The sequence below is a fragment of the Quadrisphaera sp. KR29 genome (genome assembly GCF_052644995.1).
This window is the reverse complement of the sequence record NZ_JBQXXG010000011.1, coordinates 1-23,205: the sequence shown is the minus strand read 5'-3', so window position 1 is coordinate 23,205 and position 23,205 is coordinate 1. Positions and strand designations below refer to the sequence as shown.

The window sequence follows — 23,205 nt, the reverse complement described above, 5'->3', positions numbered from 1 at the left end:
TGGTCACCAGCCGGCGAGGCCGAGCTGCTGCGCCTGCTTCTGGACGTCCTGGTCGTAGAGGGCCGCGCCCTCGGCGGCGGTGGAGATGCCGGAGCCGACCTGCACGGTGATCTGCTCGAGCGCCGGGCCCTTGACCGGGGAGAGGAACTCCAGCGCCGGGCTCTGCTTGTCCTCATCGAAGTAGGCGCTGACGTCCTTGGTGAGCTGCGGAACGTCGCTGGGCAGGGTGCACTCGGTGATCGGGTAGGGCCCGGTGGGCGTGTTGGCCTCGCTCTGGACGTCGCAGGCAGCCGGCGTCGTCATGAAGTCGAGGAACTCCTTGACGGCGTCGAGCTTGGCGCCGGTCGTGCTCGTGGGGACGTAGAGACCGTTGGCCGCCCAGGCGGTCAGTCCGTTGCTGGCGGCGTCGTCGCCGGGGAGGGCGAAGAAGCCGACGTCGTCGATGTTGTCGGGGGCCGCCGTCTGCAGGCCCGCGACCACGGCCGAGAGCATCGGGTACTGCGCTCCGGTGCCCTCGGCGACCATGCGCAGGCCGTCGGCGTTGGTGGCCGAGGCGAAGTCTTCGTTCATGAGGCCCAGGTCGTGGACCTGCTGCAGGTGCTCGAAGCCCTTGATGGCCGCCGGGTCGGTGGCGAACTTGGCCTTGTTGGCGGTGAAGTCCTCGGCCCAGGTCGGGTTGGCAGCGGCGACGTTGTGGAAGTCGCCCAGGACGAAGAGCTGGGACGTCCAGGTGTCGCCGTAGGTCTGGACGACCGGGGCGACGTCCTGACCGGAGTCCTTGATCTTCTGGCTGTTGTCCAGGAACTGCTGCCAGGTCGTCGGCACCTGCAGTCCCAGCTGCTGGTAGACGGGGATGTTGTAAAGCACCCCGCCGCCGAAGCTGGTGCCGATCGGCACGCCGTAGAGGTCATCGCCTGCGGAGACGTTGGGCTTCCAGGCGTCGTCGATGCGCGAGGCGAAGTCCTCGTCGGTGAGGGGGGTGAGGTTCCTGGTCGGGTCGATCTGCTGGAACAGCGAGCCGGAGTTGTACAGGAAGACGTCTGCCATGCTCCCCGTAGACAGGCGGGTCTTGACGAGGTTGTCGCCTTCGCCACCGCCGGGGCGGGTCTCCACCGAGATGCTGATGTCAGGATGGTCCGCCTCGAAAGCGTCCACGAGGGCCTGAGCGGTTTCCGGCACCCCGGCACCATTGTCCACCAAGAACGTGATGGCGGTGGAGCCCTCGGGGCCTTCGTCAGAGGAGGAGCCGAGTGAGCCGGCGCTGCAGCCGGTCAGCAAGAGGGGGGCAGCCACCAGGGCTGCGAGCATGCGGGAGCGGGGCACCTTCACGAGGTCTCCTCGTCGAGACGGGCGGTAGCCGGGGGTTCCCGGACACCGTCGATGAATCGTTTCAGTGCCGGGAACGTACGCGCCTGCCGGCGGCGGCGTCAAGCACTTCTTGGTAACAAGCCGCCGACGCCCTCGTGCGTCAGCAGATCAACCGACGATCAGCGCAAGGACCGGGTCGACTCTCGGATGACGAGTTCGGGAGTGAACTGCACGTGGCGCCCGGCACCGGTGGCACCACCTCTGCTGCCGGAGGCTGCACTCTCGGCGGCTTCCAGTAGGAGCTCGACGGCCGTGCGACCGAGGAGTTCGCGGGGCTGGCGCACGGAGGTCAGGGGCACCGCCGCCGTGCCGGCATAGCTGATGTCGTCATACCCGACGAGGGCCAGCTCGTGCGGGACGCGCACCCCGCGGCGCACGCACTCGTTCAGGACGCCCAGCGCCAGGAGGTCGTTCGCGCAGAAGACCGCTGTCGGCCGATCGGCGGCGTCGGGCCACTGCGCGAAGAGCCGGGCCGCCGCAGCACTGCCAGCACGCACGGACATGTCATCACTGGAGACGACCTCGACCCTGGCTGCCCCACCGGCCCTGACGACAGCTGCACGCAGCCCTGCCAACCGGTCACGCACCTGACCCAGATGGTCCGGCCCGCCGATGAAAGCAACGCGCCGGTGCCCCAAGGAGAGCAGGTGCTCCCCTGCCAGGCGCCCTCCACGGACGTCATCGACGGCTACCGACGGCGCCGACGCCGACTCCGAGACCCGATCCACCAGCACCACCGGTGTGCCACGCCGTTCCAGCTCAGCGGCCGCAGCGTTCTCGCCGTCGCGCACCGGGGAGAGCAGCACCCCCATGACGCGCTGCGCCTCGAGGCGGGCCAAATGACGGGCCTCCCTGCTCGGGTTCCCACCACTGTTGGACACGACGACGAGCGCGCCGACGTCCTCGGCGGCCTCCTCCGCACCGGCGATGACGTCCGCGAAGAAGGGGTTGGCCACATCGAGCACCACCAGGGCGATGGTGCGCGAGGAGCCGGCCCGCAGCTGACGGGCCGATTCGTTGCGCACGTACCCCAGCCGCTCGACCGCCGCCTCCACCAGGGCGCGCTTGACGGGGCTCACGCTGTCGGGGCGGTTGAGCACGTTGCTCACGGTGCCGACGGACACGCCCGCCTCGCGCGCGACGTCCTTGATGCCCACCACCACGGCCGAACGCTAGCCGCCACGGCAGCACGAGCGGGCGCCCCGTGCTCCGATGGAGGCGTTGACGCCGAGGGACACACCCGGCTAGCGTGTCTGAATCGTTTCATCGAGGGATGGAGACACCGTGTCAGACCTGCGCGACGAGGCGCTGGCAGCGCTGGCCCAGCAGACGATCGAGCTGCCGAGCTGGGCGTTCGGCAACTCCGGCACCCGCTTCAAGGTCTTCTCCACGCCGGGCACCCCCCGCGACCCCTTCGAGAAGGTCAGTGACGCCGCCCAGGTGCACCGCCACACCGGCGCCGCCCCCCGCGTCTCGCTGCACATCCCCTGGGACCTCGTCGACGACTACGGCAAGCTCGCCGCCCACGCCGCCGACGAGGGCGTGACCATCGGCGCCATCAACTCCAACGTCTTCCAGGACGACGACTACCGCCTCGGGTCCCTGTGCAACCCCGACGCCCGCGTCCGCGCCAAGGCCGTGCGCCACCACCTGGACTGCATCGAGGTCATGCGCCAGACCGGCTCCAAGGACCTCAAGATCTGGCTGGCGGACGGCCTGAACTACCCCGGCCAGGACGACCTGCGCGCCCGCCAGGACCGCCTCGCCGAGGGCCTGGCGCAGGTGTACGCGGGCCTGGATGCCGACATGCGCCTGCTCCTGGAGTACAAGTTCTTCGAGCCGGCGTTCTACGCCACCGACGTGCCCGACTGGGGCACCTCGCTGCTCCACTGCCTCGCCCTCGGCGACCAGGCTGCAGTGGTGCTGGACACCGGTCATCACGCCCCCGGCACCAACATCGAATTCATCGTCGCCCAGCTGCTGCGCGCCGGCCGCCTCGGCGCCTTCGACTTCAACAGCCGCTTCTACGCCGACGACGACCTCATCGTCGGCGCCGCTGACCCGTTCCAGCTGTTCCGCATCATGAACGAGATCGTGAGCGCCGACGCGCACCTGCCCAGCTCGGGCGTGAACTTCATGCTCGACCAGTGCCACAACATCGAGCCGAAGATCCCCGGCCAGATCCGCTCGGTGATGAACGTGCAGGAGGCCACCGCCAAGGCCCTCCTGGTCGACCGCGAGGCGCTCGCCTCCGCCCAGGCGGCCGGTGACGTGCTGGGGGCCAACGGCGTGCTCATGGACGCCTACAACACCGACGTCCGCGGGCTGCTCGCCGATCTCCGCGAGAGCCGCGGGCTGCCCCGCGACCCGTACGCCGCCTTCGCGGCCTCGGGGTACCTGGACCGCATCGCCGCCGAGCGCATCGGCGGGGCCCAGGCCTCCTGGGGCGCCTGAGCACCGCTCGGCCCCGACCAGCGACGACCCGCCACCCCCCGAGGACGCCATGACCAACCCCACCGCCGCCGACCTGATCGCCCGCTCGCACCGGCTCGGCGCCGACCCGGCCAACACCAACTACGCCGGCGGCAACACCTCCGCCAAGGGCACCGCCACCAACCCCGTCACCGGCGAGGCTGTCGAGCTGCTGTGGGTCAAGGGCTCCGGCGGTGACCTCGGCACCCTCACCGAGGCGGGCCTGGCGGTCCTGCACCTGGACCGGGTCCGCGCCCTGCGAGAGGTCTACCCCGGGGTGCAGCGCGAGGACGAGATGGTCGCCGCCTTCGACCACTGCCTCTTCGGCAGGGGTGGCGCCGCCCCCTCCATCGACACCGCCATGCACGCCCTGGTCGACGCCGCCCACGTCGACCACCTGCACCCCGACGCCGGCATCGCCATCGCCACCGCCGCGGACGGCGAGGCCCTGACGAAGGAGGTCTTCGGCGGCCGCGTCGTCTGGGTGCCGTGGCGCCGCCCCGGCTTCCAGCTCGGCCTGGACATCGCTGCGGTGAAGACGGCGAACCCCGGCGCCGTCGGCTGCATCCTCGGCGGCCACGGCATCACCGCCTGGGGCGAGACCTCCGAGCAGGCCGAGGCCAACTCCCTGTGGATCATCGCCACCGCGCAGGCGCACCTCGACGCCCACGGCCGCCCCGACCCCTTCGGTCCCGTCCGGCCCGGCTTCGAGGCGCTGCCCGAGGCCGAGCGCCGCACCCGCGCCGCTGCCCTGGCCCCCGCGATCCGCGGGCTCGCCAGCCACGACCACCCCGTCGTCGGGCACTTCACCGACGACCCCCGGGTGCTCGACTTCCTCGCCCGGGAGGCGCTGCCGCGCCTGGCGGCCCTGGGCACCTCCTGCCCGGACCACTTCCTGCGCACCAAGGTCAAGCCCCTGGTCCTGGACCTGCCGACCACCGCGACCGTCGAGGAGGCCACCGCCCGGCTGCGAGAGCTGCACGCCGCCTACCGCGAGGACTACCAGGCCTACTACGACCGCCACGCGGTCACCGAGGGCCCCGACGCCAGCCCTGCCATCCGCGGCGCCGACCCCGCCGTCGTCCTGGTCCCCGGAGTCGGGATGTTCTCCTACGGCAAGGACAAGCAGACCGCCCGCGTGGCGGGCGAGTTCTACCTCAACGCCATCAACGTCATGCGCGGCTCCGAAGCGGTCTCCAGCTACTCCCCCATCGCCGAGGCCGAGAAGTTCCGCATCGAGTACTGGGCGCTGGAGGAGGCCAAGCTCGCCCGCCTGCCGAAGCCCAAGAGCCACGCCACCCGCATCGCGCTGGTCACCGGCGCCGCCTCCGGCATCGGCAAGGCCATCGCCACCCGGCTGGCGGCGGACGGCGCGTGCGTCGTCGTCGCCGACCTGGACCTGGGGAAGGCGCAGGCCGCCGCCGAGGAGATCGCCGCGCAGACCGGCGCGAGGGTCAGCAGCGACGTCGCCGTCGGGGTCGCCGCGGACGTCACCGACGAGGCCGCCGTCGCCGCCGCGGTCGAGGCGACCGTCCTGGCGTTCGGCGGGATCGACCTGGTGGTCAACAACGCGGGTCTGTCGCTGTCCAAGCCGCTGCTGGAGACCACCGCGAAGGACTGGGACCTGCAGCACGACGTGATGGCCAAGGGCTCCTTCCTGGTCTCCAAGGCCGCCGCGAAGCCGCTCATCGAGCAGGGGCTGGGCGGCGACGTCGTCTACATCTCCTCCAAGAACTCCGTCTTCGCGGGGCCCAACAACATCGCCTACTCCGCCACCAAGGCCGACCAGGCCCACCAGGTCCGCCTGCTGGCCGTCGAGCTCGGTGAGCACGGAGTCAAGGTCAACGGCATCAACCCCGACGGGGTGGTGCGCGGCTCAGGCATCTTCGCCGCCGGGTGGGGCGCCAACCGCGCCAAGACCTACGGCATCGACGAGGGCGACCTGGGGAAGTTCTATGCCCAACGCACCATCCTCAAGCGCGAGGTGCTGCCCGAGAACGTCGCCAACGCCGTCGCCGCGATCACGGGCCCGGACTTCAGCCACACCACCGGGCTGCACGTCCCGGTCGACGCCGGCGTCGCCGCCGCCTTCCTGCGGTGAGCCGGCGGTGACGAGCGTCGCCGCGGTCGACCTCGGTGCCACCAGCGGCCGGGTCATCACCGGCACCCTCGCGGGCGGGCGGGGCGGCGAGCAGCTGCACCTGCGCCACGTCGCCCGCTTCGACAACACCCCCGTCCGCCTGCCCGACGGGCTGCACTGGGACGTCCTCTCCCTGTACTCCTCCGCCATGCACGGCCTGGGACGCGCCTCCCGCGAGGAGCCCCGTCTGGTCGGCGCGGCGATCGATTCCTGGGCTGTCGACTACGGGCTCCTCCGCTCCGGCCGGCTGCTGGGCAACCCGTACCACTACCGCGACGAGCGCAACGACGACGGCGTGACCGCCGTGCACGCCCTGGTGGACGCGGAGGAGCTCTACCGCCGCAACGGGCTGCAGCACCTGCCGTTCAACACGCTCTTCCAGCTGGCCGCCTCCCGGGCCAGCGGCGAGCTGGAGCTGGCCGACCAGGTGCTGCTCATCCCCGACCTGCTCGGGTGCTGGGCCACTGGTCGCGCGGTAGCTGAGCGCACCAACGCCTCCACCACCGGGCTGCTGCCCGTGGCCGGCGGCGGCTGGGACGTCGAGCTGGTGGAACGGCTGGGTCTGCGCGCGTCGCTCCTGCCCGAGCTCGTCCACCCCGGCACCGTCATCGGCGGCCTCTCCGCCGCGGTCAGCTCCGAGTTCGGCATCGCCGACGGGCTCACCCTCACCACCGTCGGCTCCCACGACACCGCCTCGGCGGTGGCCGCCGTCCCGATGAGCCCGGAGGACTCCGTCTACATCTCCTGCGGCACGTGGTCGCTCGTCGGCGCGGAGCTGGAGGCGGCCGTCACCACCGAGGAGGCCCGCCGCGCGGGGTTCACCAACGAGGGCGGCGTCGACGGACGCGTGAGGTTCCTCAAGAACGTCATGGGCCTGTGGCTGCTGTCGGAGTCCCTGCGCACCTGGGCCAAGGCCGGCACCGACCACGACCTGCCCGCCCTGCTGGAGCAGGCCGCCCTCGTGCGCTCCGACGTGCCCACCTTCGACCCCAACGACCCACGGCTGATGGCCCCTGGGGACATGCCCGCCCGCATCGCCGACCTGCTGACCGAGCAGGGCGACGCGGTGCCGGGCTCAGCACCCGAACTGGTGCGCAGCATCCTGGCCAGCCTCGCGCTGGCCTACGCCGACACCATCCGCCACCTCGACGGGCTCACCGGGCGGACCACCCGCACGGTGCACCTGGTCGGCGGCGGAGCCCAGAACGCCCTGCTGTGCCAACTCACCGCCGACGCCACGGGACTGCCCGTGGTCGCCGGCCCGGTAGAGGCCACCGCGATGGGCAACCTGCTCGTCCAGGCCCGGACCCACCGCCTCATCAGCGGAGACCTCGAGGCGCTGCGCGCGGTGGTCGCCCGGTCCTTCCCGCCCCGCACTCACCAGGCGCGCACCTCCGCGTCAACGACATCGAGAGGTTGACCGCCATGGTCCGACGCCAAGCACCCAGGCCCGCCGAGCTGCTCGAGTACCTGCAGCTCAAGAAGCCCACCCTCGACGGGCGCAAGCGCCGCCTCGACGGGGCCTTCACCATCGAGGACCTGCGGACCATCGCCAAGCGCCGCACCCCCAAGGCCGCCTTCGACTACACCGACGGCTCCGCCGAGGCCGAGATCTCCATCACCCGCGCCCGCCAGGCCTTCGCCGACGTCGAGTTCCACCCCCAGGTCCTGCGGGACGTCGCCCACGTCGACACCACCACCACCGTCCTGGGCGGCACCTCAGCCCTGCCCTTCGGCATCGCCCCCACCGGCTTCACCCGCCTGATGCAGACCGAGGGCGAGACCGCCGGAGCCGGCGCCGCCGCCGCGGCGGGCATCCCCTTCACCCTGTCCACCCTGGGGACCACCTCCATCGAGGACGTCAAGGCCGCCAACCCCCACGGGCGCAACTGGTTCCAGCTGTACGTCATGCGCCAGCGGGAGATCTCCTACGCCCTGGTCGAGCGCGCTGCCGCCGCCGGCTTCGACACCCTGTTCTTCACCGTCGACACCCCCGTGGCCGGTGCCCGCCTGCGCGACAAGCGCAACGGCTTCTCCATCCCCCCGCAGCTGAGCCTGGGCACGGTCTTGGACGCCTCCACCCGCCCGTGGTGGTGGTACGACTTCCTCACCACCCCGAAGCTGGAGTTCGCCTCCCTGAGCGCCACCGGCGGCACCGTCGGAGACCTGCTCGACATGGCGATGGACCCCACCATCAGCTTCGACGACCTCCAGGTCATCCGGTCGATGTGGCCGGGCAAGCTGGCCGTCAAGGGCGTGCAGACCCTCGCCGACGCCAAGAGGTTCGCCGACGCCGGCGTCGACGCGATCGTGCTGTCCAACCACGGCGGCCGCCAGCTCGACAGGGCGCCCATCCCCTTCCACCTCCTGCCCGAGGTGGTCAAGGAGGTCGGCGAGGACCTGGAGGTCATCGTCGACACCGGCATCATGAACGGCGCCGACGTGGTGGCTTCGGTCGCGCTGGGCGCGAGGTTCACCCTGGTGGGGCGGGCCTACCTGTACGGGCTGATGGCCGGCGGGCGCCCGGGGGTCGACCGGATGGTGCAGATCCTGTCCGAGCAGGTGGTGCGGACGATGAAGCTGCTGGGGGCGCACTCCCTGGAGGAGCTGACCCCGGAGCACGTCACCCAGCTGGAGCGCCTGGTCCCCCGCGCCCGCGCCTGACCCGCGCCTGACCTCCACCTCGTAGGCGGCAGGTCAGCGGGCCACGGCCTCCGGTCCCCGGGTGTCCTCCGGCTCGACGACGCGCGGCCGGCGGGCGACCCACAGCAGCCCGACCAGGCCGGCGCCGAGGTTCACCGCCACCAGCACGGCGAAGAGACCGCGGGGCGAGGCTTCAGCGAGCGCCGGCGTGACGACGGCGAAGGCCGCGGTCAGCGCCCTGGTGACGAAGATGGCCGTGCCCTGGGCGGTGGCGCGCACCGCGGTCGGGAAGAGCTCCTGGCTCCAGACCTTGAAGATCGCCTCGCCGGCGAGGCCACCGCCGAAGGCCGACAGGAGCGCGGCCACCAGCACCGTCGGGTAGCTGACGCCGAGCACGACCGGCACGGAGAACCCCGCGGCCAGCAGCAGGGTGCCCACCACGAAGCCCGTCATGCGCGACGGGCGCCCCGCGATGCGCATGAACAGGAGGTTGGCCGTCAGCCCGACGGCGGTCCCCACCAGGCCGGTACCGGTCGCGAGCGTGGGGCTGACGCCCGCCACGTCCACGAAGAGGAACGTGCCGAGCTGGCCCATGGTGTTCGCGGACAGGTTGTTCAGCACGTAGAAGAGCGTCACCGCCGTCAGCGGCGCGGTGTACGCGGCGAGCACGCCCAGGCGCGGCCGCCGGGTGCCCGGCGCACCAGGTGGGGGAACGTCGGCCGCCGTCCTCACCCGGCTCCACGCTGTCGACTCGGGCAGGGTCCGCCGCAGCGCCCAGACGACGAGCGTGATGACCGCCACCTGGGCGAAGAGGATGCGGCCGCCCAGCTCGCCGAGGCCGGAGACGGCGAAGCCGACCGCCTGCGACCCGACGATGCCGCCGATCCACATCACCTGGGAGAACGCGACCAGGCGGCTGCGGTGCTCCGGCGGTGACTCCTCGGCGATGAGGGCCAGGGACACCGGGATGTCGGCGCCGAGGGCCAGCCCGGTCACCGCCGTCCCCGCGTAGAGCAGCGCGGTGCTGGGCGCCAGGGCGAGCACGAGCAGTCCGGCGACGAGCACGAGGAGGTCGACCGAGAAGACCCGCTTGCGCCCGAAGCGGTCACCGAGCCGCCCGCCGACGAGCGCTCCGACGGCCAGGCCGAGCGTGAGGACGGCCGACAGGACGCCGATGTCCCAGGCGCCGAGCCCGAGGGCGTCCCGGTAGAGCACGAACGCCGTCCCGGCGGCGATGATCGTGGCGGCGTCGATGTACGACGCCGCCCCGCCCAGCACGGCCACCTTCCACGGTGGCCGACCACCGGCGACCGGCGCGGCCACGGCGCTCACGGCGTCGCTCCGGCGGCGGCTCCCGTCTGGGGGGCGACGCCACGGAGGGCTCGCTCGACGGCGTCGAGCAGCGACGACCCCGCCGGCACGCTGCCGGGTGCGGCGGCCGTCAGCGCCATCACGCGCACGCTGCGGTCGAGCAGGGGGGCGATGCGCCGGGCGGCCTCGCCGTCGTCGGCGCCCACTCCCGCGCCCACGAGGGCCGCGGACACCGCATCCCAGGCGCGGGCGTCGTCGAGGAGCTCCCGCACCGAGGAGTCGAGACCGGGCGTCGGACCCCCCGCGCCGGAGACCGCGGAGACGGGCAGGGAGAACGCGTGCTCACCGCTCCCGACGCGGACCGGCTCGCTGCGGTCGGGGAGGTGGACGACGGCGCGGGCCCCCGGAGGCACCGCCACGTCGAGGTGCCAGGTCCCACCCTCGACGTCGACGCTCCAGGCGACGGCGGCGCGGCCGAAGGGGGTGTCGTGCCACGCCGAGGCGCTGGTCAGCCCGCCGCCGGGGCGAGGGGCCACCACCAGCTCCCGGTACCCCGCGGCCTCCGGAGCGGTCGACGGCGCGAGCCCGGCGAGGGTGCGGTGCATCCAGTCGGCCACGGCGCCCAGCGCGTAGTGGTTGAAGGACGTCATCTCGCCGGGGTTGATGGTGCCGTCGGGCAGCATCGAGTCCCACCGCTCCCACACCGTGGTGGCGCCCATGGTCACGGGGTAGAGCCAGCTGGGCACCCGGCGCTGCAGCAGGAGCCGGTGCGCGACGTCGACGTGGCCGGTCAGGGTGAGGGCGTCAGTCACCAGGGGGGTCCCCACGAAGCCGGTGCTGATGCGGAACCCCGAGGTGCGCACGAGGTCCGCGAGCCGGTCACCGGCGTGCTGGCGCGTCCCCTCGGGCAGGAGGTCCCAGCAGATCGCCACGGCGTAGACCGTGGGGCAGTCCGACAGCACGCGTCCCGCGCCCGTGACGTACTCCGCCGCGAAGGCGGCGCGGACGCGGCGCGCGACGCCGTCCCAGTGGGCGGCGGCCTCGTCGCGGCCCAGCACCCGGGCGGTCCGGGCGAGGAGGTCGGCACCCCGCGCGAGGTGGGCGGTGGCGATGACGTCGGGGTCGGCCTGCGCCGCGGCGGCGTCGTCCGGAGGCGCCGTCGGGTCGAGCCAGTCGCCGAACTGGAACCCGCCCGACCACAGGAGGTCGTCGCCGGCCTCGCGCAAGAGGCGCTCGACCCAGGCGACCATGCTCGGCCACTGCCGTTCGAGCACCGCGGTGTCGCCGGTGCGCTCGAAGACGACCCAGGGGATGACGACGCCGGCGTCGCCCCACGCGGCCGCGGGCACCGGGCCGCCGTCGGCTCCGAAGACGCCCGGCCCGGACAGCACGTCGGGCACGACGAACGGCACGGCGCCGTCGACCTGGTCGGCGGCGACGTCCTTCAGCCAGCTCGTCCAGAACCCGCCCGAACGCGTGAGGAAGGACGCGGTGGGGCTGAAGACCTGCGCGTCGCCCGTCCAGCCGAGGCGCTCGTCGCGCTGGGGGCAGTCGGTGGGCACGTCGACGGCGTTGCCCTGCCAGCCGCGCAGGACGTTGTCGTGCAGCTGGTTTAGCAGCGGCTCGGAGGAGGAGAAGCCGCCGGCCAGCTCGAGGTCGGAGGTGATGACGACGCCCTCGACGTCGTCCGCGGTGAGCCCGGACAGCCAGGCCGGGCCGGAGACCTCGGCGTAGCGGAAGCCGTGGAAGGTGAAGCGGGGCTCGAGCAGCTGCTCTCCGGCCGCGGCACCTGCAGCGAGGTCGAAGACGTCGGTGGCGCGCGCGGTGCGCAGCGGCCGCACGCCCAGCGCTCCGTGCTCGAGCACCTCGGCCTGGCGCACCACCACGCGGTCGCCGTCCTGGGGCCCGCCGCTCTCGGTGCCGGGCCGGACCCGCAGGCGCAGGTGCCCGACGACGTTCTCGCCCAGGTCCACCCGCACCGTCGTCTCCCCGGGGCCGGCACCGGCACCGGGTCCGTCGAGCACCTCCACGGAGGCGGGGCGCACGGTGCGGACGGCGCGCACCGGGGCGGAGTCCGGTGCCACCAGCTCGGCGTCGGGTAGCCCGAGCTCGGTGACCGCTGCCCAGCTGGAGTCGTCGAAGCCGGCCAGCAGCCAGGCCCGGTCCGCCAGGCGGAGGTCGACGTGCTCCCCGTCGTAGAGGTCGTCGTCCAGCACCTCACTGCTGCTCCAGCGCCAGGACCCGTCGGTGACGACGCGCTCGGTGCTGCCGTCGGCGTACGTCAGCTCCAGCTGCGCGAGCAGCGCGCGCTGGGTCCCGTACAGGGCCCGGCGCCCGCCCCAGGTGAGGCGGCCCCGCCACCACCCGTTGCCGAGCAGCGCTCCCACGGCGTTCTCTCCCGGCACCAGCAGCGCGGTGACGTCATGGGTGCGGTAGCGGAGGCGGTCGCGGTAGGCCGTCCAACCGGGCGCGAGCAGCTCGTCACCGACCCGCTCGCCGTTCAGGTGCGCCTCCACGAGACCGTGCGCGGTGAGCCGCAGCCGGGCGCGCACGAGGCCGTCGCGGACCACGAAGCTGCGGCGCAGGCGCGGCGCGGGCGATGCCACGGGAGCGCCGGGCTCCCCCGGTGGGTCTGCTGTGACGAGCACGCCGTGCCAGTCGGACCTCTGCAGCAGCCCTGCCTCGACCGGCTCGGGCGCCGACCAGTCGCTGGTCAGCCCGTCGGCGCCGGTGGTGCGCACCTGCACGAGGACCCGCTGCCCGCTCGCCAGCGGCGCGAAGGGCCAGGGCACGAGCACCTGCTCGGCCGAGCCGTGCGGCCCGGTGGTTGCGAGCTCGGCACCCTGGTCGTCGACCTGCCGGAGCTCGTAGGAGGCCTGCACCCAGTCGCGCGGCCCGGCGGCCACCTGCCAGGACAGCCGGGGCTCAGCCTGGCCGATGCCCAGGGCCTCCCCCTGGCGGTGGTGCTCCACCCGCAGGGCGCTGACCTGTGGGCGCTGGGCGCTGCCGGCCGTGCGCTGGGTGTGGTCCGCCGTGTGGTCCGTCGTCATCGACGCGCCTCGCTGTCCAGAGATTTTGGAACGTTTCACTGGAGCCTATGCGTTTTGGTGCGGCCGCTGTCAAGCGCCCCTCGCTGCATGTCAGGGCAGGGTTAGGACGGCCAGCGACTCATCCGTAGACCGTGATTCAGTGCTGTGCAGGTTCGTGCCCCGGCGCGGCATTCAACCGGCCGGAGGCACGCCTCGATCGAAGCGGACGTCCACCAGGCACGAAGGCCACCGTGTGCTTCGCGGGGCAACGGGAACCGAAGGCGCGAACGCCGTGACGTGCATCGAGACGACTCCGAGGACGGCGCGCAGGTGATGCATCTGGTCAGGCCCGCTTGCCGCCGAGCGCCAACCACCTGGGACGACCGACTACGACAGCTGGGCGCCAGGCAGAGCATGCACAGCGCCCATGGCCACATCGAGCAGGACAGCCAGCGAGAGTGCGCCATCGGAGTCGACCCACCGGTTCTGAGCCGCCGTCAAGCAGGCCAGTGCTGAACCAGCCAGCGCCTGAGCACGCAGGTGCCGTGCGTCCTGATCGGGCTCATCGACCCCGTCGGCCGGAGCGACCCATCTCGGGTCATCCGCTGGAGATGGGATGCGCGCGATGAGGGCCGTCGTCAACATGGCGTGCCAGGTCGCGTGCTTGTCCTGATGACTGGCGTTCATGTCTGGCGACCTGAGCATCATCCGCGTCAGCGCTAGCGTGCGCTCGTCGGCGCCGAGCTGCCCGACCAGGGCGTCGAAGCAGCGCCGCAGCGCTAGCCAGGGCTCCTCGTCATGGGGACGGCGCACCAGGTCGTCGACCAGCGCGCGCCCTGGAGCCTGCATCGCAGCGGCGAGTACTGCGTTCTTGGTGGGGAAGTAGCGGAAGAACGTCCGCTTGGAGATGCCGGCGGCAGAGGCGATCTGCTCGACCGTGGTGGCGTCGAAACCGTGCTCGAGAAACAGCGCCATCGCCTCAGCGGTCAGCTCGGCCACGACGGCCCGCCGCGCCCGCTCGCGCAACCCTGGGGTCACCTCAGTTTCGGTCGGTGAGGTCGTCGGTGAGGTCGTGGCCGCCCGTGCGGGCACATCCGACAACACCATCGCCTCGCTGCCGTTGAGCACTGATGACCCGTGAGGGCTCGTGACCATTCCTCCATCATAGAGACCTAGCGCCAAACTTGACACCTAGTGCCATAGTTGGCGCAGAGAGGCGCTCCTGTGGGGCGACGAAGCCACCCAAGGGAGATGAGCATGCCCCGAACCATCGTGATCACTGGTGCGAGCGACGGCATCGGTGCGGCCGCAGCCGCCCAGCTCTCCGGTCAGGGCGATCAACTCGTGCTGGTGGGTCGGTCACCCGCGAAGACCGCAGCGGTTGCCGCGCGACTGGGCGCCGACCACCGGGCCGTCGACTTCGCGGATCTTTCGCAGGTCAGGCGACTCGCACAGGACCTAGCAGCGACCTACCCCCGTATCGACGTCCTGGCGAACAACGCCGGCGGCATCTTCGGCGCACGCGAGCAGACCAGAGACGGACTGGAGAGGACCCTCCAGGTCAACCACCTCGCCCCCTTCCTGCTCACCACCCTGCTCCTGCCGACGCTCACCGTCAGCGGCGCCAAGGTCATCGCCACCTCCAGCTCGGCAGCCAAGAACTTCGGCAAGATCGATCTGACGGACCTCCAGAACGAGCGTGCCTACTCCCCCAACAAGGCCTACGGCGACGCCAAGTTGGCCAACATCTTGTTCACCAAGGAACTGGACCGCCGCTACCGCGCGCAGGGCATCGACGCAGTGACCTTCAACCCCGGCAATGTGGCCACCAACTTCGCCAGCGACACCACCAGCTGGTTCCGGTTCATCTACCGCACCCCTCTCAAGCGTCTGGCGCTGATCAGCCCGCAGGAGTCCGCCAAGCGATTGGTCTGGCTCATCAACGGCGTCCCCGGGCAGACCTGGCAGCGGGCGGCCTACTACGACGGGCACAAGGTCGGCAGCACCACCCCGCAGGCCCATGACGACGCTCTGGCACGAGACCTCTGGGACACCAGCGCCGCGTTGGTGTGAGCCGGCCAGCAGCACCGTCCCAGCCCCCGGTGGTGCGAGGTAGGCCACCCCAGATACGGGACGGCGCCTGGCTGAGGAAGCGAGGTCGTGCGCGCACGCGCCGCACCGCGCGTGCGGGCTGTGTGGGCGGGGGGTGAGTGCGGCCGGCCCGGCGGCAAACCCAACCGCGACGGCATCAGGCGCCGCAGCCCCCCTGTTCTCGAAGGCCATCGCACCCGGGCCACGAGTGCGGCGCAGCGCCCCTGCTGAGCGTCCAGTCGACGACTACTCCCTCCGCGGAGGTCTGCCAGCAGACGTTCGCGGCACTCATGCATCAGTCGCGCATCGCCCAGCGACCTCGCGCAGCTGCGTCAGGCGTCTCTGGGCCTCACTGCCCGCCGCGGCGGAGTATGCGATGACCGTCTGTCCGGGATCGGCCGGCAGGTCGAGGGCGTCGTAGCTCAGCTCGAGCTCTCCCGCCGCTGGATGGTGGAACAGCTGCGTGCCACTGCGGTAGGAACGCACGTCAGCGGCCGCCCACTGAGCAGCGAACGCCTCACTGCGCATGGACAGCTGTCCGATGAGGTCCCTCAGAATGGGGTCTTGGGGGTCGCGCCCTGCCTGCGCACGCAGATTCCCGACAGCCTCAGCCGCGATGCGAGACCAGTCCCGGTAGAACGTCTGAGCCGCCGGATCGAGGAAGACGAAACGTGCGAGGTTGACCACTGACCCCACGTTGCCTGTTCTCGCAGCCTCACGCCCCGACCCACCCTTGCCTTCGGTGCTGCTCACTGCTGGCGCGTACAGGGCCCGTCCCAGGTCGTTGAAGGCCAGCACGTCGAGACGGCCCGTGCGCAAGAACGCCGCGGTGTCTGTCATCGAGTCCAAGATGCGTTGGACGCTAGGTCGCACGAGGTGCTGGACGCGCCGCCTGGGCTGGTGCCCCCTGCCCGGTCCCGCGGCATGGGCGAGGTGAAACAGGTGAGAGCGCTCCACGTCGTTGAGGCTCAGCGCACCCGCGATCGCGCTCAGGACCGCCTCTGAGGCACCCGCCAGGTTGCCCTTCTCCAAGCGGGCGTAGTAGTCGGTGCTCACGCCCGCCAGCTGTGCGACCTCCTCCCGGCGCAGCCCGGAGACGCGTCGTCGCGTTCCGTACAGCGGGACCCCCGCTTGGTCGGGGGTGATGCGCGCTCGACGGCTGGACAGGAAGGCGCGCACCTCATCGCTGTGGTCCATGCAGGGCAGGCTAGGCACGAGCCGTGGTTGCAGCCAGGTTCTGCCAGAACCTGGAAAGACCAGGCCTGGCTGTCACCGCGGCCGCGGTGTTCGCTGAGACGGAATCGAACCCACCACTGCCGCTGACCAGCCACTTCTCTTCGTTGTGAGGAGCCCAGGCGGCTGCGAGCGGAAAAGAGGAAGTCATGCCCAGCTCAGCCTCCACGACCCCAGTGGCACCGCAGGGGCCACGTCCGCGGCTGCTCGATCTCTTCACGAGTGCGCGAACCTGGGGCGCAGCGTCCACGGCTGCGACCGGTCCTTCCCCGCGCAGCATCACCCCCTCCTGACGGCCATGACCACCGAGCAGCACACGTCATCCCGCACGACACCGGCCAGCAGCCTGTCCACTCCTGGACTGTCCGGCTCCAGCGGCCCGCGCAGGCGCCCGCGGCTCCCTCCTCGCGCAGACACAGCAGGCAACGCACGGGCGGCGCTGGCGGCAGCAGTGCTGGGCTTCTTCGTCATCACGCTGGACGCCACCATCGTCAACGTCGCGCTGCCCTCCATCCGGCAAGAGCTGGGGGGAGGGATCAGTGGTCTGCAGTGGGTCGTGGACGGCTACGCCCTGATGTTCGCCGCCTTCCTGCTCTCGGCGGGGTCCCTGTCCGACCGGGTCGGCGCTCGCCAGTCCCACGCCGTCGGCCTCGTCCTCTTCATGGCAGCCTCATTGGCCTGCGCGCTCGCCACCAACCTGTCGATGTTGGTGGCGGCTCGCATCGCCCAGGGCATCGGCGCAGCCGTGATCATGCCGTCCACGATGGCGCTCATCCGCCACGCCTACCCCGCTTCGGCTGCCCGTGCGCGGGCGGTGGGCCTGTGGGCCCTGGGGGGTGCAGTGGCGGCGGCCGCAGGCCCTCTCCTGGGGGGCCTCCTCTCGATGGCGTCGTGGCGGCTCATCTTCTACATCAACTTGCCGGTCGGCCTGCTGACCGTGCTGCTCCTGCTTCGCTCACCGCGTACAACCGCTCAGCAGCGTCCCTTCGACGTCGCTGGACAGCTGACGGCGGTAGCCGCGATGGGCGGGCTCACCTACGGGGCCATCGAAGTCGGAAGCGCTGGCTTGGAAGGCCGCGTCCTCGCCGCCTTCACCATCGCCTTGGTGGCCACGGTCGCCTTCGCCCTCACCCAGGCTCGAGGACGCCACCCGATGCTGCCGCTGCGACTGTTCAGCTCCAGCACAGTCAGCGGCGCCGTCGTCATCGGGTTCGCCTTCATGGTCGGCTTCTACGGCACACCGTTCCTCTACAGCCTGTACTTCCAGCAGGTGAGGGGCTTATCCGCTCTGCAAGCCGGGTTGACCTTCTTGCCGATGATGGTCCTGTCAGCGTGTCTGACTCCCTTCTCCGCACGGATCGCCGGGCGCTTGGGCCCTCGAACGCCCATCGCAGCGGGTTTGGCCTGCCTGGTGCTGGGGGCGCTCGCCCTGGCCCTGGTGCCGGCCTCCGCGCCGGTCTGGGTCATCTCCGTGCTCCTGGTGCCCATGGGTCTTTCCGGACCACTGGTCATGCCCGCCACCACCGCCACCCTGCTGGACCAGGTGGAGGCCTCGCTCGCCGGCACTGCCAGCGGCGTCTTCAACACCTCCCGACAGCTCGGAGGCGCCTTGGCCGTGGCCGTCTTCGGGGCGTTGCTCGCAGCCAGCGCAGGTTTTCAGACCGGTCTGCGCATCAGCTTGGCGCTGACCGCCGCCGTCGCAGCGCTGGCGCTTCTGTGCCTGCCCCTGATCCGAGTCACCTCCCGTTCCTCTGCCCGGACCTGAGCCGGGGTTGGGAAGTTGGCCCGGGAGGAATGGGTACCGAGCAGGTGACACCGCCGCGGAATGGCCGGTCATCCGGACACCGCAACACGACCTCCCACACGTCGATCCGACACGAAGGAGTTGTTCATGGAGCTCAAGCCAACCGCCGCCACGGTGAAGGCACCGTCGTCGAACTTCACTGGCGACGTCTACCTCACGCCGATCCACCGCGGCCAGCTTCCCTCTCGCATGACCGCCAGCCTGGTGCGCTTCACTCCCGGCGCCCACACCAACTGGCACCGGCACGACGTCGGCCAGACCCTCCACGTCAGTGAAGGGGTCGCGCTGGTAGGCACCCGGGATGGCAGCGTCGTGCACGCCACTGCAGGTCAAACCGTGGTCTGTCCCCCTGGCGAGGAGCACTGGCACGGCGCGAGTGCAGACGCGTTCATGAGTCACTTCGCTCTTCTGGAGGTCAACGAAGACGGATCAGACCCGACGACCTGGCTGGAGCCGGTCGGTGAGGCCGAGTACACCGCGGCCCAGCGGGCCTGACCCTCCACACACCACCGGCAACAGCTCGACGAGGAGAGATCCATGGCAGACCAGACCCCTCAGCCTCACCAGACCGGTGGAGGACGCCGATCATTCGGGCAGTTCGCCCCGAAGTTCGCAGAACTCACCGATGACGTGCTCTTCGAGGACGTGTGGAACCGACCGGGTCTCTCAGCCCGCGACCGCAGCCTCATCACCGTTGCCGCCCTGGTCACCTCGGGCGACGCCACCCAGCTGCGGTTCCACCTCGGCCGCGCCAGGGAGAACGGCGTTGGCAAGGACGAGCTCATCGAAGCGGTGACCCATCTCGCCTTCTACGCAGGATGGCCCAAGGCCATGACCGCCATGGGGGTCGCCAAGGAGGTCCTGGACGGCTGAGCGCGGTACTGCCCGAGGTCGTGACGCGACAGGCGCCAGGACGTCATGCCCGCCCACCGCTCCATCGACGGAGTCGCCGTGGACAGCGCCGAAGACTCGACCCCGCACGGACCTGTGACACCACACCAGATGACGCCGGGCTCCCCACCGCGTGTCAGCTCGGCGCGAGAGGACGGTTCGAGGCCCGCTCCCCGATGACGGTGGTGGGGTGAAGGTGTCTGGCTGAGGCCCCGGTCCATCGGACCGGGGCCTCAGCCATCCAGGCACGAGACCGCGCACCACACGACTCGACGTCGATGTCGGCTCAGGTGCTGCCGGAGCGGGGGTCTACCGCGACCCGGTTCGCCACCCGGTTCGCCGCCCGATCGGACCGCCCGGCGCGCCCCACGATCCTCAGCAGTCGCTCCCTGCTGCCCACCGGCTCGCGGCCTCCTCGCGCCCCAGCCCCCGTCGTCACCGATCACTGGTCGGCTCCCACCGGGGGCTCAGGAGGCGTTCGCTCAGACGGTCAACATCACCTTGGTGGCCTTGCGCTCGTCCATCGCGCGGTAGCCCTCGGCTGCCTCGTCCAGCGGCAGGGCCAGGTCGAAGACCTTGCCCGGGTCGATCTTCCGGTCCCAGATCAGCTGGATCAGCTCGGGCAGGAAGCGGCGCACCGGGGCGGGGCCGCCGTGCAGGTGCACGTGGGTCATGAAGATGTCATCCCCGGTGATGGCGACGTCGTGCAGCACCCCGACGAAGCCGACGTGACCGCCGGCGCGGGTGGCGCCGATCGCCTGGTGCATCGACTCATGGGTGCCCACGGCCTCCACCGCGGAGTGCGCACCCAGGCCACCGGTGAGCTCCTTGACCTTCGCGACGAACTCCTCACCGCGCTCCTCGAGCACGTCGGTGGCACCGAACCGCCGGGCCAGGGCCTGCCGGTCGGCGTGCCGGCTGGAGATGACGATCCGCTCGGCACCCAGCTGCTTGGCGGCGAGCACCGCGCACAGACCGACGGCGCCGTCGCCGACCACGGCGACGGTCTTACCGGGCCCGGCCTCAGCGGCCACCGCGCCGAACCAGCCGGTGCCGAGCACGTCGGAGGCCGCCAGCAGGGAGGGCAGCAGCTCGGGGTCGGGCTGGCCGGGGGTGGCGACCAGGGTGCCGTCGGCCAGGGGGATGCGGGCGTACTCGGCCTGGGCGCCGGTCGGGGCGCCGGGCTGGCGGTGCACGCAGCCGGTCTGGTAGCCGGAGCGGCAGATCTCGCAGGTGTTGTCCGAGGCGAAGAACGACCCCACGACGAAGTCACCGACCGTGATGTCGTGAACGGCGCTGCCGACCTCGACGACGGTGCCGCAGTACTCGTGGCCCATCCGCTGCGGGGAGGTGACGTCGTCGGCGCCGCGGTAGGGCCACAGGTCCGACCCGCAGATGCAGGTCGCGGCCAGGCGGATGACGGCGTCGGTGGGCTCGATGACGGTGGGGCGGTCGACGTCCTCGACGCGGACGTCGCGGGGGGCGTGCATGACAACGGCTCGCATGAAGAGCTCCTGCATTTCGAGACGGCTGATCGTCATCAGCGCTGAGAGTCGACCGGATTTCACGGTCCGGCCGTGGCCGCAGAGCGCTGACGCATCGATGATTGCCCAGCGACGAGACGGTCAACCGCTGTGGGAGGTGCCCTGGTCATGGGTGTACTACCAGTACATCCCTCACCAGAGACTGTCTTGCCGCCTCGACGACACTTAGCGTGGTGGCCGTGGACAACCGCGCCGAGGTCCGAGACTTCCTGACCACCCGTCGCGCCAAGGTCAGCCCTGAGCAGGCGGGCCTTCCCCAGGGCGGTCAGCGGCGGGTACGAGGTCTGCGACGCTCGGAGGTGGCGGCGCTGGCCGGGGTCAGCGTGGAGTACTACGCCAAGCTCGAGCGCGGCGCCCTCGCGGGCGTCTCAGCCCCTGTCCTCGACGGGGTGGCTCGAGCTTTGCGGCTCGATGATGCAGAGCGCACCCATCTGTTTGCTCTCGCCCAGGCCGCTGACGGCACAGCGGCCTTGGCGCGTCCGCGTCGCCGATCCACCAACCGGTGGACGGCGCGACCCAGCCTGCAGTGGACGCTGGAATCGATCACCGCGCCGGCGATCGTGGTGAGCGGGCGCATGGACCTGCTGGGGGCCAACCTCCTCGGGCGGGCGATGCACAGCTCGCTGTACGAGTCTGCCGCTGCTGCACCTGAGAGCTCGCTCGGGGCGGCACCCCCGAACTTCGCTCGGTACACGTTCTTGGACAGCGACGCCCAGCGCTTCTACCCCCAGTGGGACACCGCGGCAGCCATCGCCGTGGCCATCTTGCGGACGACCGCGGGGCGCGACCCCCACGACAAGGAGATGCATGACCTGGTCGGAGAGCTGTCGACCCGCAGCCAGCACTTCCGTCGCCTGTGGGCCACTCACGACGTGCGTCATCACGGCAGCGGGACCAAGCACTTCCACCACACTGCAGTGGGCGAGCTCGAGCTGGCCTTCGAGTCCATGGCCATGGTTTCCGAACCCGGCCTGAATCTGACGATCTACACCGCGGACCCGGGCAGTGCGACCGCTGAGCGTCTGCGGCTGCTCGGTTCCTGGGCCGCTAGCCAGTCCGCGAAGGCTCCGGTGTCCTCCGCAGGGCAGCAGGTCGACGGACAAGGCGCAGGGCCGCGTGCACGACAGTCCGGGCACGAGCCCGCCGAGCAGGCCGTCGTCAGTCAACCGAATCTGGCCCGCGAGGAACGCGCAACGCCCATGGTGGGCGGCGAGGACGACGTGGTCGAGGCCTGACATCGCCCGTCCTAGTCCCCCAAGAGCCTCTGGCGCGCCGGCAGCCCCTCGGCGTCTGGACGGCCGCGGAGCGCGCGAGGGACGGATCAGTCGGCGTCGGCTCCGGCTCCGGTGTCCCTCTGTTCGATGACGCCCGCTGCGCGAGTGGCGCACTTGCCCCAGAACGCACCGCCTGACCTGGAGACGACATGAGCACCACCGGTGCGCCGACCACCGCCTCGTCAGCCCCGACGACGCGACTGCCCGTGGTCATCTACGTGATCGCCGTCGGGGCGTTCTTGATGGGCACTTCTGAGTTCGTGCTCGCGGGGATGCTGCCCTCGATCGCCACGGACTTCAGCACGACCATCGCCCGGGCCGGCCTGGCCATCACCGCCTTCGCGGTCGGCATGATCGTCGGAGCGCCGGTGATGGCGCTGCTGACGCTTCGCCTGTCGCGGCGCACCACCCTGGTCGCGGCCCTGCTGGTCTTCGCGGCCGGTCACGTGCTCGCCGCCGCCGTGCCCCACTTCGGGGTCCTGCTGGTGGCTCGAGTGCTGACCGGTGTGGTCACCGGGGCGTTCTGGGCGGTCGGATCGGTGCTGGCCGCGCAGACTGCTGGCCCTGCGGCCAGCTCGCGTGCGCTGGGGGTGGTGCTCGGGGGCGGGATGCTGTCCTACGTCCTGGGGGTGCCGCTGGGATCCTTGACGAGCCAGCTGGTGGGCTGGCAGGGAACCTTCTGGGGGTTGGCCGCGCTGGCGACGGCGGCGGCCTGCGTGGTGGCCCGCCTAGTCCTGCCTGGGGCGGAGACGCACTCAAGCCCCTCCGTGAGAGCTGAGGTCTCGGCCCTGCGCTCGGGCAGGCTGTGGCTGGCGTTAGCCACCTGCGCCATGGTCACCTTTGGGGTCCTGTCGACGTACAGCTTCGTCGCCCCCCTGCTCACTGACCGCGCCGGCCTGCCTGCCTCAGCGGTGCCCTGGGTGCTGATGGGCTTTGGCGCGGCAGCGGTGGCCGGCAACGTCACTGCCGGGCGGCTGGGTGACCATCACCCCTACCGCACAGCACTGGTCCTGGCGGTGGCCACCGTGCTGGTGTCGGTGGCCCTGTGCCTGCTGTCCGGCAGTGCCTTCGCCGCTGTTGTCCTTTTCTGTGGGCTCGGCCTGGTGGGGCTGTCGGCCAACCCCATCTACGTAGCGCTGGCCGTGCGCTTCGGCGGGGAGGCCCCCACGCTGGCCACCGCGATGCCCACCTCCATCTTCAACCTCGGCACTGCACTCGGAACGGCGGCCGCCGCCTCGGCTCTGGACTCCCCCCTGGGAGCGCTGGGGCCACCGCTGGTCGGAGTCGTCGGCGCTGCCCTGGTGCTGGTGCCGCTCGGTCTGCTGGCTGCGCGCAGCCGCGAGCATGGCCTCAACCCCGCCTGACCGGGGCTGACCAGGGCTGACCAGGGCTGACCAGGGCTGAC

Annotated in this window: 17 protein-coding genes; 10 read left to right on the top strand and 7 right to left on the bottom strand. The window is 71.3% G+C overall.

What is annotated here, in order from left to right:
- Nucleotides 1-3: 3 nt before the first annotated feature.
- Both ACUN9U_RS11330 and ACUN9U_RS11325 read right to left on the bottom strand, forming a co-directional pair.
- Nucleotides 4-1,179: an ABC transporter substrate-binding protein gene (locus tag ACUN9U_RS11330; protein ID WP_445485074.1), complete on the bottom strand. Its 1,176-nt coding sequence runs from the start codon at nucleotides 1,177-1,179 to the stop codon at nucleotides 4-6.
- Nucleotides 1,180-1,487: 308 nt separating this feature from the next.
- Complete coding sequence (locus ACUN9U_RS11325) at nucleotides 1,488-2,528, bottom strand: LacI family DNA-binding transcriptional regulator (RefSeq protein WP_445485203.1); 1,041 nt, start codon at nucleotides 2,526-2,528, stop codon at nucleotides 1,488-1,490.
- A gap of 124 nt (nucleotides 2,529-2,652) precedes the next feature.
- Here ACUN9U_RS11325 and rhaI point away from each other — a divergent pair, with 124 nt between their 5' ends.
- From rhaI to ACUN9U_RS11305, 4 genes are read left to right on the top strand one after another with little or no spacing between them, the layout of a single operon-like run.
- Nucleotides 2,653-3,822: an L-rhamnose isomerase gene (gene rhaI / locus ACUN9U_RS11320; RefSeq protein WP_445485073.1), complete on the top strand. Its 1,170-nt coding sequence runs from the start codon at nucleotides 2,653-2,655 to the stop codon at nucleotides 3,820-3,822.
- A gap of 49 nt (nucleotides 3,823-3,871) precedes the next feature.
- Complete coding sequence (locus tag ACUN9U_RS11315) at nucleotides 3,872-5,941, top strand: bifunctional aldolase/short-chain dehydrogenase (RefSeq protein ID WP_445485072.1); 2,070 nt, start codon at nucleotides 3,872-3,874, stop codon at nucleotides 5,939-5,941.
- 7 nt (nucleotides 5,942-5,948) lie between these two features.
- On the top strand, nucleotides 5,949-7,400 hold the full coding sequence (locus ACUN9U_RS11310) for a rhamnulokinase (RefSeq protein ID WP_445485071.1): 1,452 nt from the start codon (nucleotides 5,949-5,951) through the stop codon (nucleotides 7,398-7,400).
- Nucleotides 7,401-7,405: 5 nt separating this feature from the next.
- Nucleotides 7,406-8,644 (top strand): alpha-hydroxy acid oxidase, encoded by a 1,239-nt coding sequence (locus ACUN9U_RS11305; RefSeq protein WP_445485070.1) that lies wholly within the window; start codon nucleotides 7,406-7,408, stop codon nucleotides 8,642-8,644.
- A gap of 33 nt (nucleotides 8,645-8,677) precedes the next feature.
- On the opposite strand, the gene ACUN9U_RS11300 is transcribed toward ACUN9U_RS11305, so the two are convergent.
- From ACUN9U_RS11300 to ACUN9U_RS11290, 3 genes are all read right to left on the bottom strand, one after another.
- Nucleotides 8,678-9,955, bottom strand: a complete 1,278-nt coding sequence (locus ACUN9U_RS11300) for an MFS transporter (protein ID WP_445485069.1) — start codon at nucleotides 9,953-9,955, stop codon at nucleotides 8,678-8,680.
- Nucleotides 9,952-12,984 carry a family 78 glycoside hydrolase catalytic domain gene (locus ACUN9U_RS11295; protein ID WP_445485068.1) on the bottom strand — a complete coding sequence of 1,011 codons (3,033 nt, stop codon included), beginning with the start codon at nucleotides 12,982-12,984 and terminating at the stop codon, nucleotides 9,952-9,954. The genes ACUN9U_RS11300 and ACUN9U_RS11295 overlap by 4 nt, the downstream gene beginning before the upstream one ends.
- Nucleotides 12,985-13,350: 366 nt before the next feature.
- The gene (locus ACUN9U_RS11290) at nucleotides 13,351-14,091 is read right to left on the bottom strand and encodes a TetR family transcriptional regulator (RefSeq protein WP_445485067.1); all 741 of its coding nucleotides are present in this window, start codon (nucleotides 14,089-14,091) and stop codon (nucleotides 13,351-13,353) included.
- 129 nt (nucleotides 14,092-14,220) lie between these two features.
- Between ACUN9U_RS11290 and ACUN9U_RS11285 the strand changes: the two genes are divergently transcribed.
- Nucleotides 14,221-15,036, top strand: a complete 816-nt coding sequence (locus ACUN9U_RS11285; RefSeq protein WP_445485066.1) for an SDR family NAD(P)-dependent oxidoreductase — start codon at nucleotides 14,221-14,223, stop codon at nucleotides 15,034-15,036.
- 306 nt (nucleotides 15,037-15,342) lie between these two features.
- On the opposite strand, the gene ACUN9U_RS11280 is transcribed toward ACUN9U_RS11285, so the two are convergent.
- Nucleotides 15,343-16,251 (bottom strand): helix-turn-helix domain-containing protein, encoded by a 909-nt coding sequence (locus tag ACUN9U_RS11280; RefSeq protein WP_445485065.1) that lies wholly within the window; start codon nucleotides 16,249-16,251, stop codon nucleotides 15,343-15,345.
- 487 nt (nucleotides 16,252-16,738) lie between these two features.
- Here ACUN9U_RS11280 and ACUN9U_RS11275 point away from each other — a divergent pair, with 487 nt between their 5' ends.
- The 3 genes from ACUN9U_RS11275 to ACUN9U_RS11265 all read left to right on the top strand — a co-directional run bounded on the left by ACUN9U_RS11275 (nucleotide 16,739) and on the right by ACUN9U_RS11265 (nucleotide 18,964).
- Nucleotides 16,739-18,052 carry an MFS transporter gene (locus tag ACUN9U_RS11275; protein WP_445485064.1) on the top strand — a complete coding sequence of 438 codons (1,314 nt, stop codon included), beginning with the start codon at nucleotides 16,739-16,741 and terminating at the stop codon, nucleotides 18,050-18,052.
- 126 nt (nucleotides 18,053-18,178) lie between these two features.
- Nucleotides 18,179-18,586 carry a (R)-mandelonitrile lyase gene (locus ACUN9U_RS11270; RefSeq protein WP_445485063.1) on the top strand — a complete coding sequence of 136 codons (408 nt, stop codon included), beginning with the start codon at nucleotides 18,179-18,181 and terminating at the stop codon, nucleotides 18,584-18,586.
- Between the two features lie 42 nt (nucleotides 18,587-18,628).
- Nucleotides 18,629-18,964 (top strand): carboxymuconolactone decarboxylase family protein, encoded by a 336-nt coding sequence (locus ACUN9U_RS11265; RefSeq protein ID WP_445485061.1) that lies wholly within the window; start codon nucleotides 18,629-18,631, stop codon nucleotides 18,962-18,964.
- A gap of 500 nt (nucleotides 18,965-19,464) precedes the next feature.
- Here the strand turns inward: ACUN9U_RS11265 and ACUN9U_RS11260 are convergent, their stop codons facing one another.
- Nucleotides 19,465-20,487, bottom strand: a complete 1,023-nt coding sequence (locus tag ACUN9U_RS11260; RefSeq protein ID WP_445485202.1) for a zinc-dependent alcohol dehydrogenase family protein — start codon at nucleotides 20,485-20,487, stop codon at nucleotides 19,465-19,467.
- A gap of 218 nt (nucleotides 20,488-20,705) precedes the next feature.
- On the opposite strand from ACUN9U_RS11260, the gene ACUN9U_RS11255 reads away from it, so the two are divergent.
- Nucleotides 20,706-21,761, top strand: a complete 1,056-nt coding sequence (locus ACUN9U_RS11255; protein ID WP_445485060.1) for a helix-turn-helix domain-containing protein — start codon at nucleotides 20,706-20,708, stop codon at nucleotides 21,759-21,761.
- A gap of 188 nt (nucleotides 21,762-21,949) precedes the next feature.
- On the top strand, nucleotides 21,950-23,164 hold the full coding sequence (locus tag ACUN9U_RS11250; protein ID WP_445485059.1) for an MFS transporter: 1,215 nt from the start codon (nucleotides 21,950-21,952) through the stop codon (nucleotides 23,162-23,164).
- The last annotated feature ends 41 nt before the right edge of the window (nucleotides 23,165-23,205 follow it).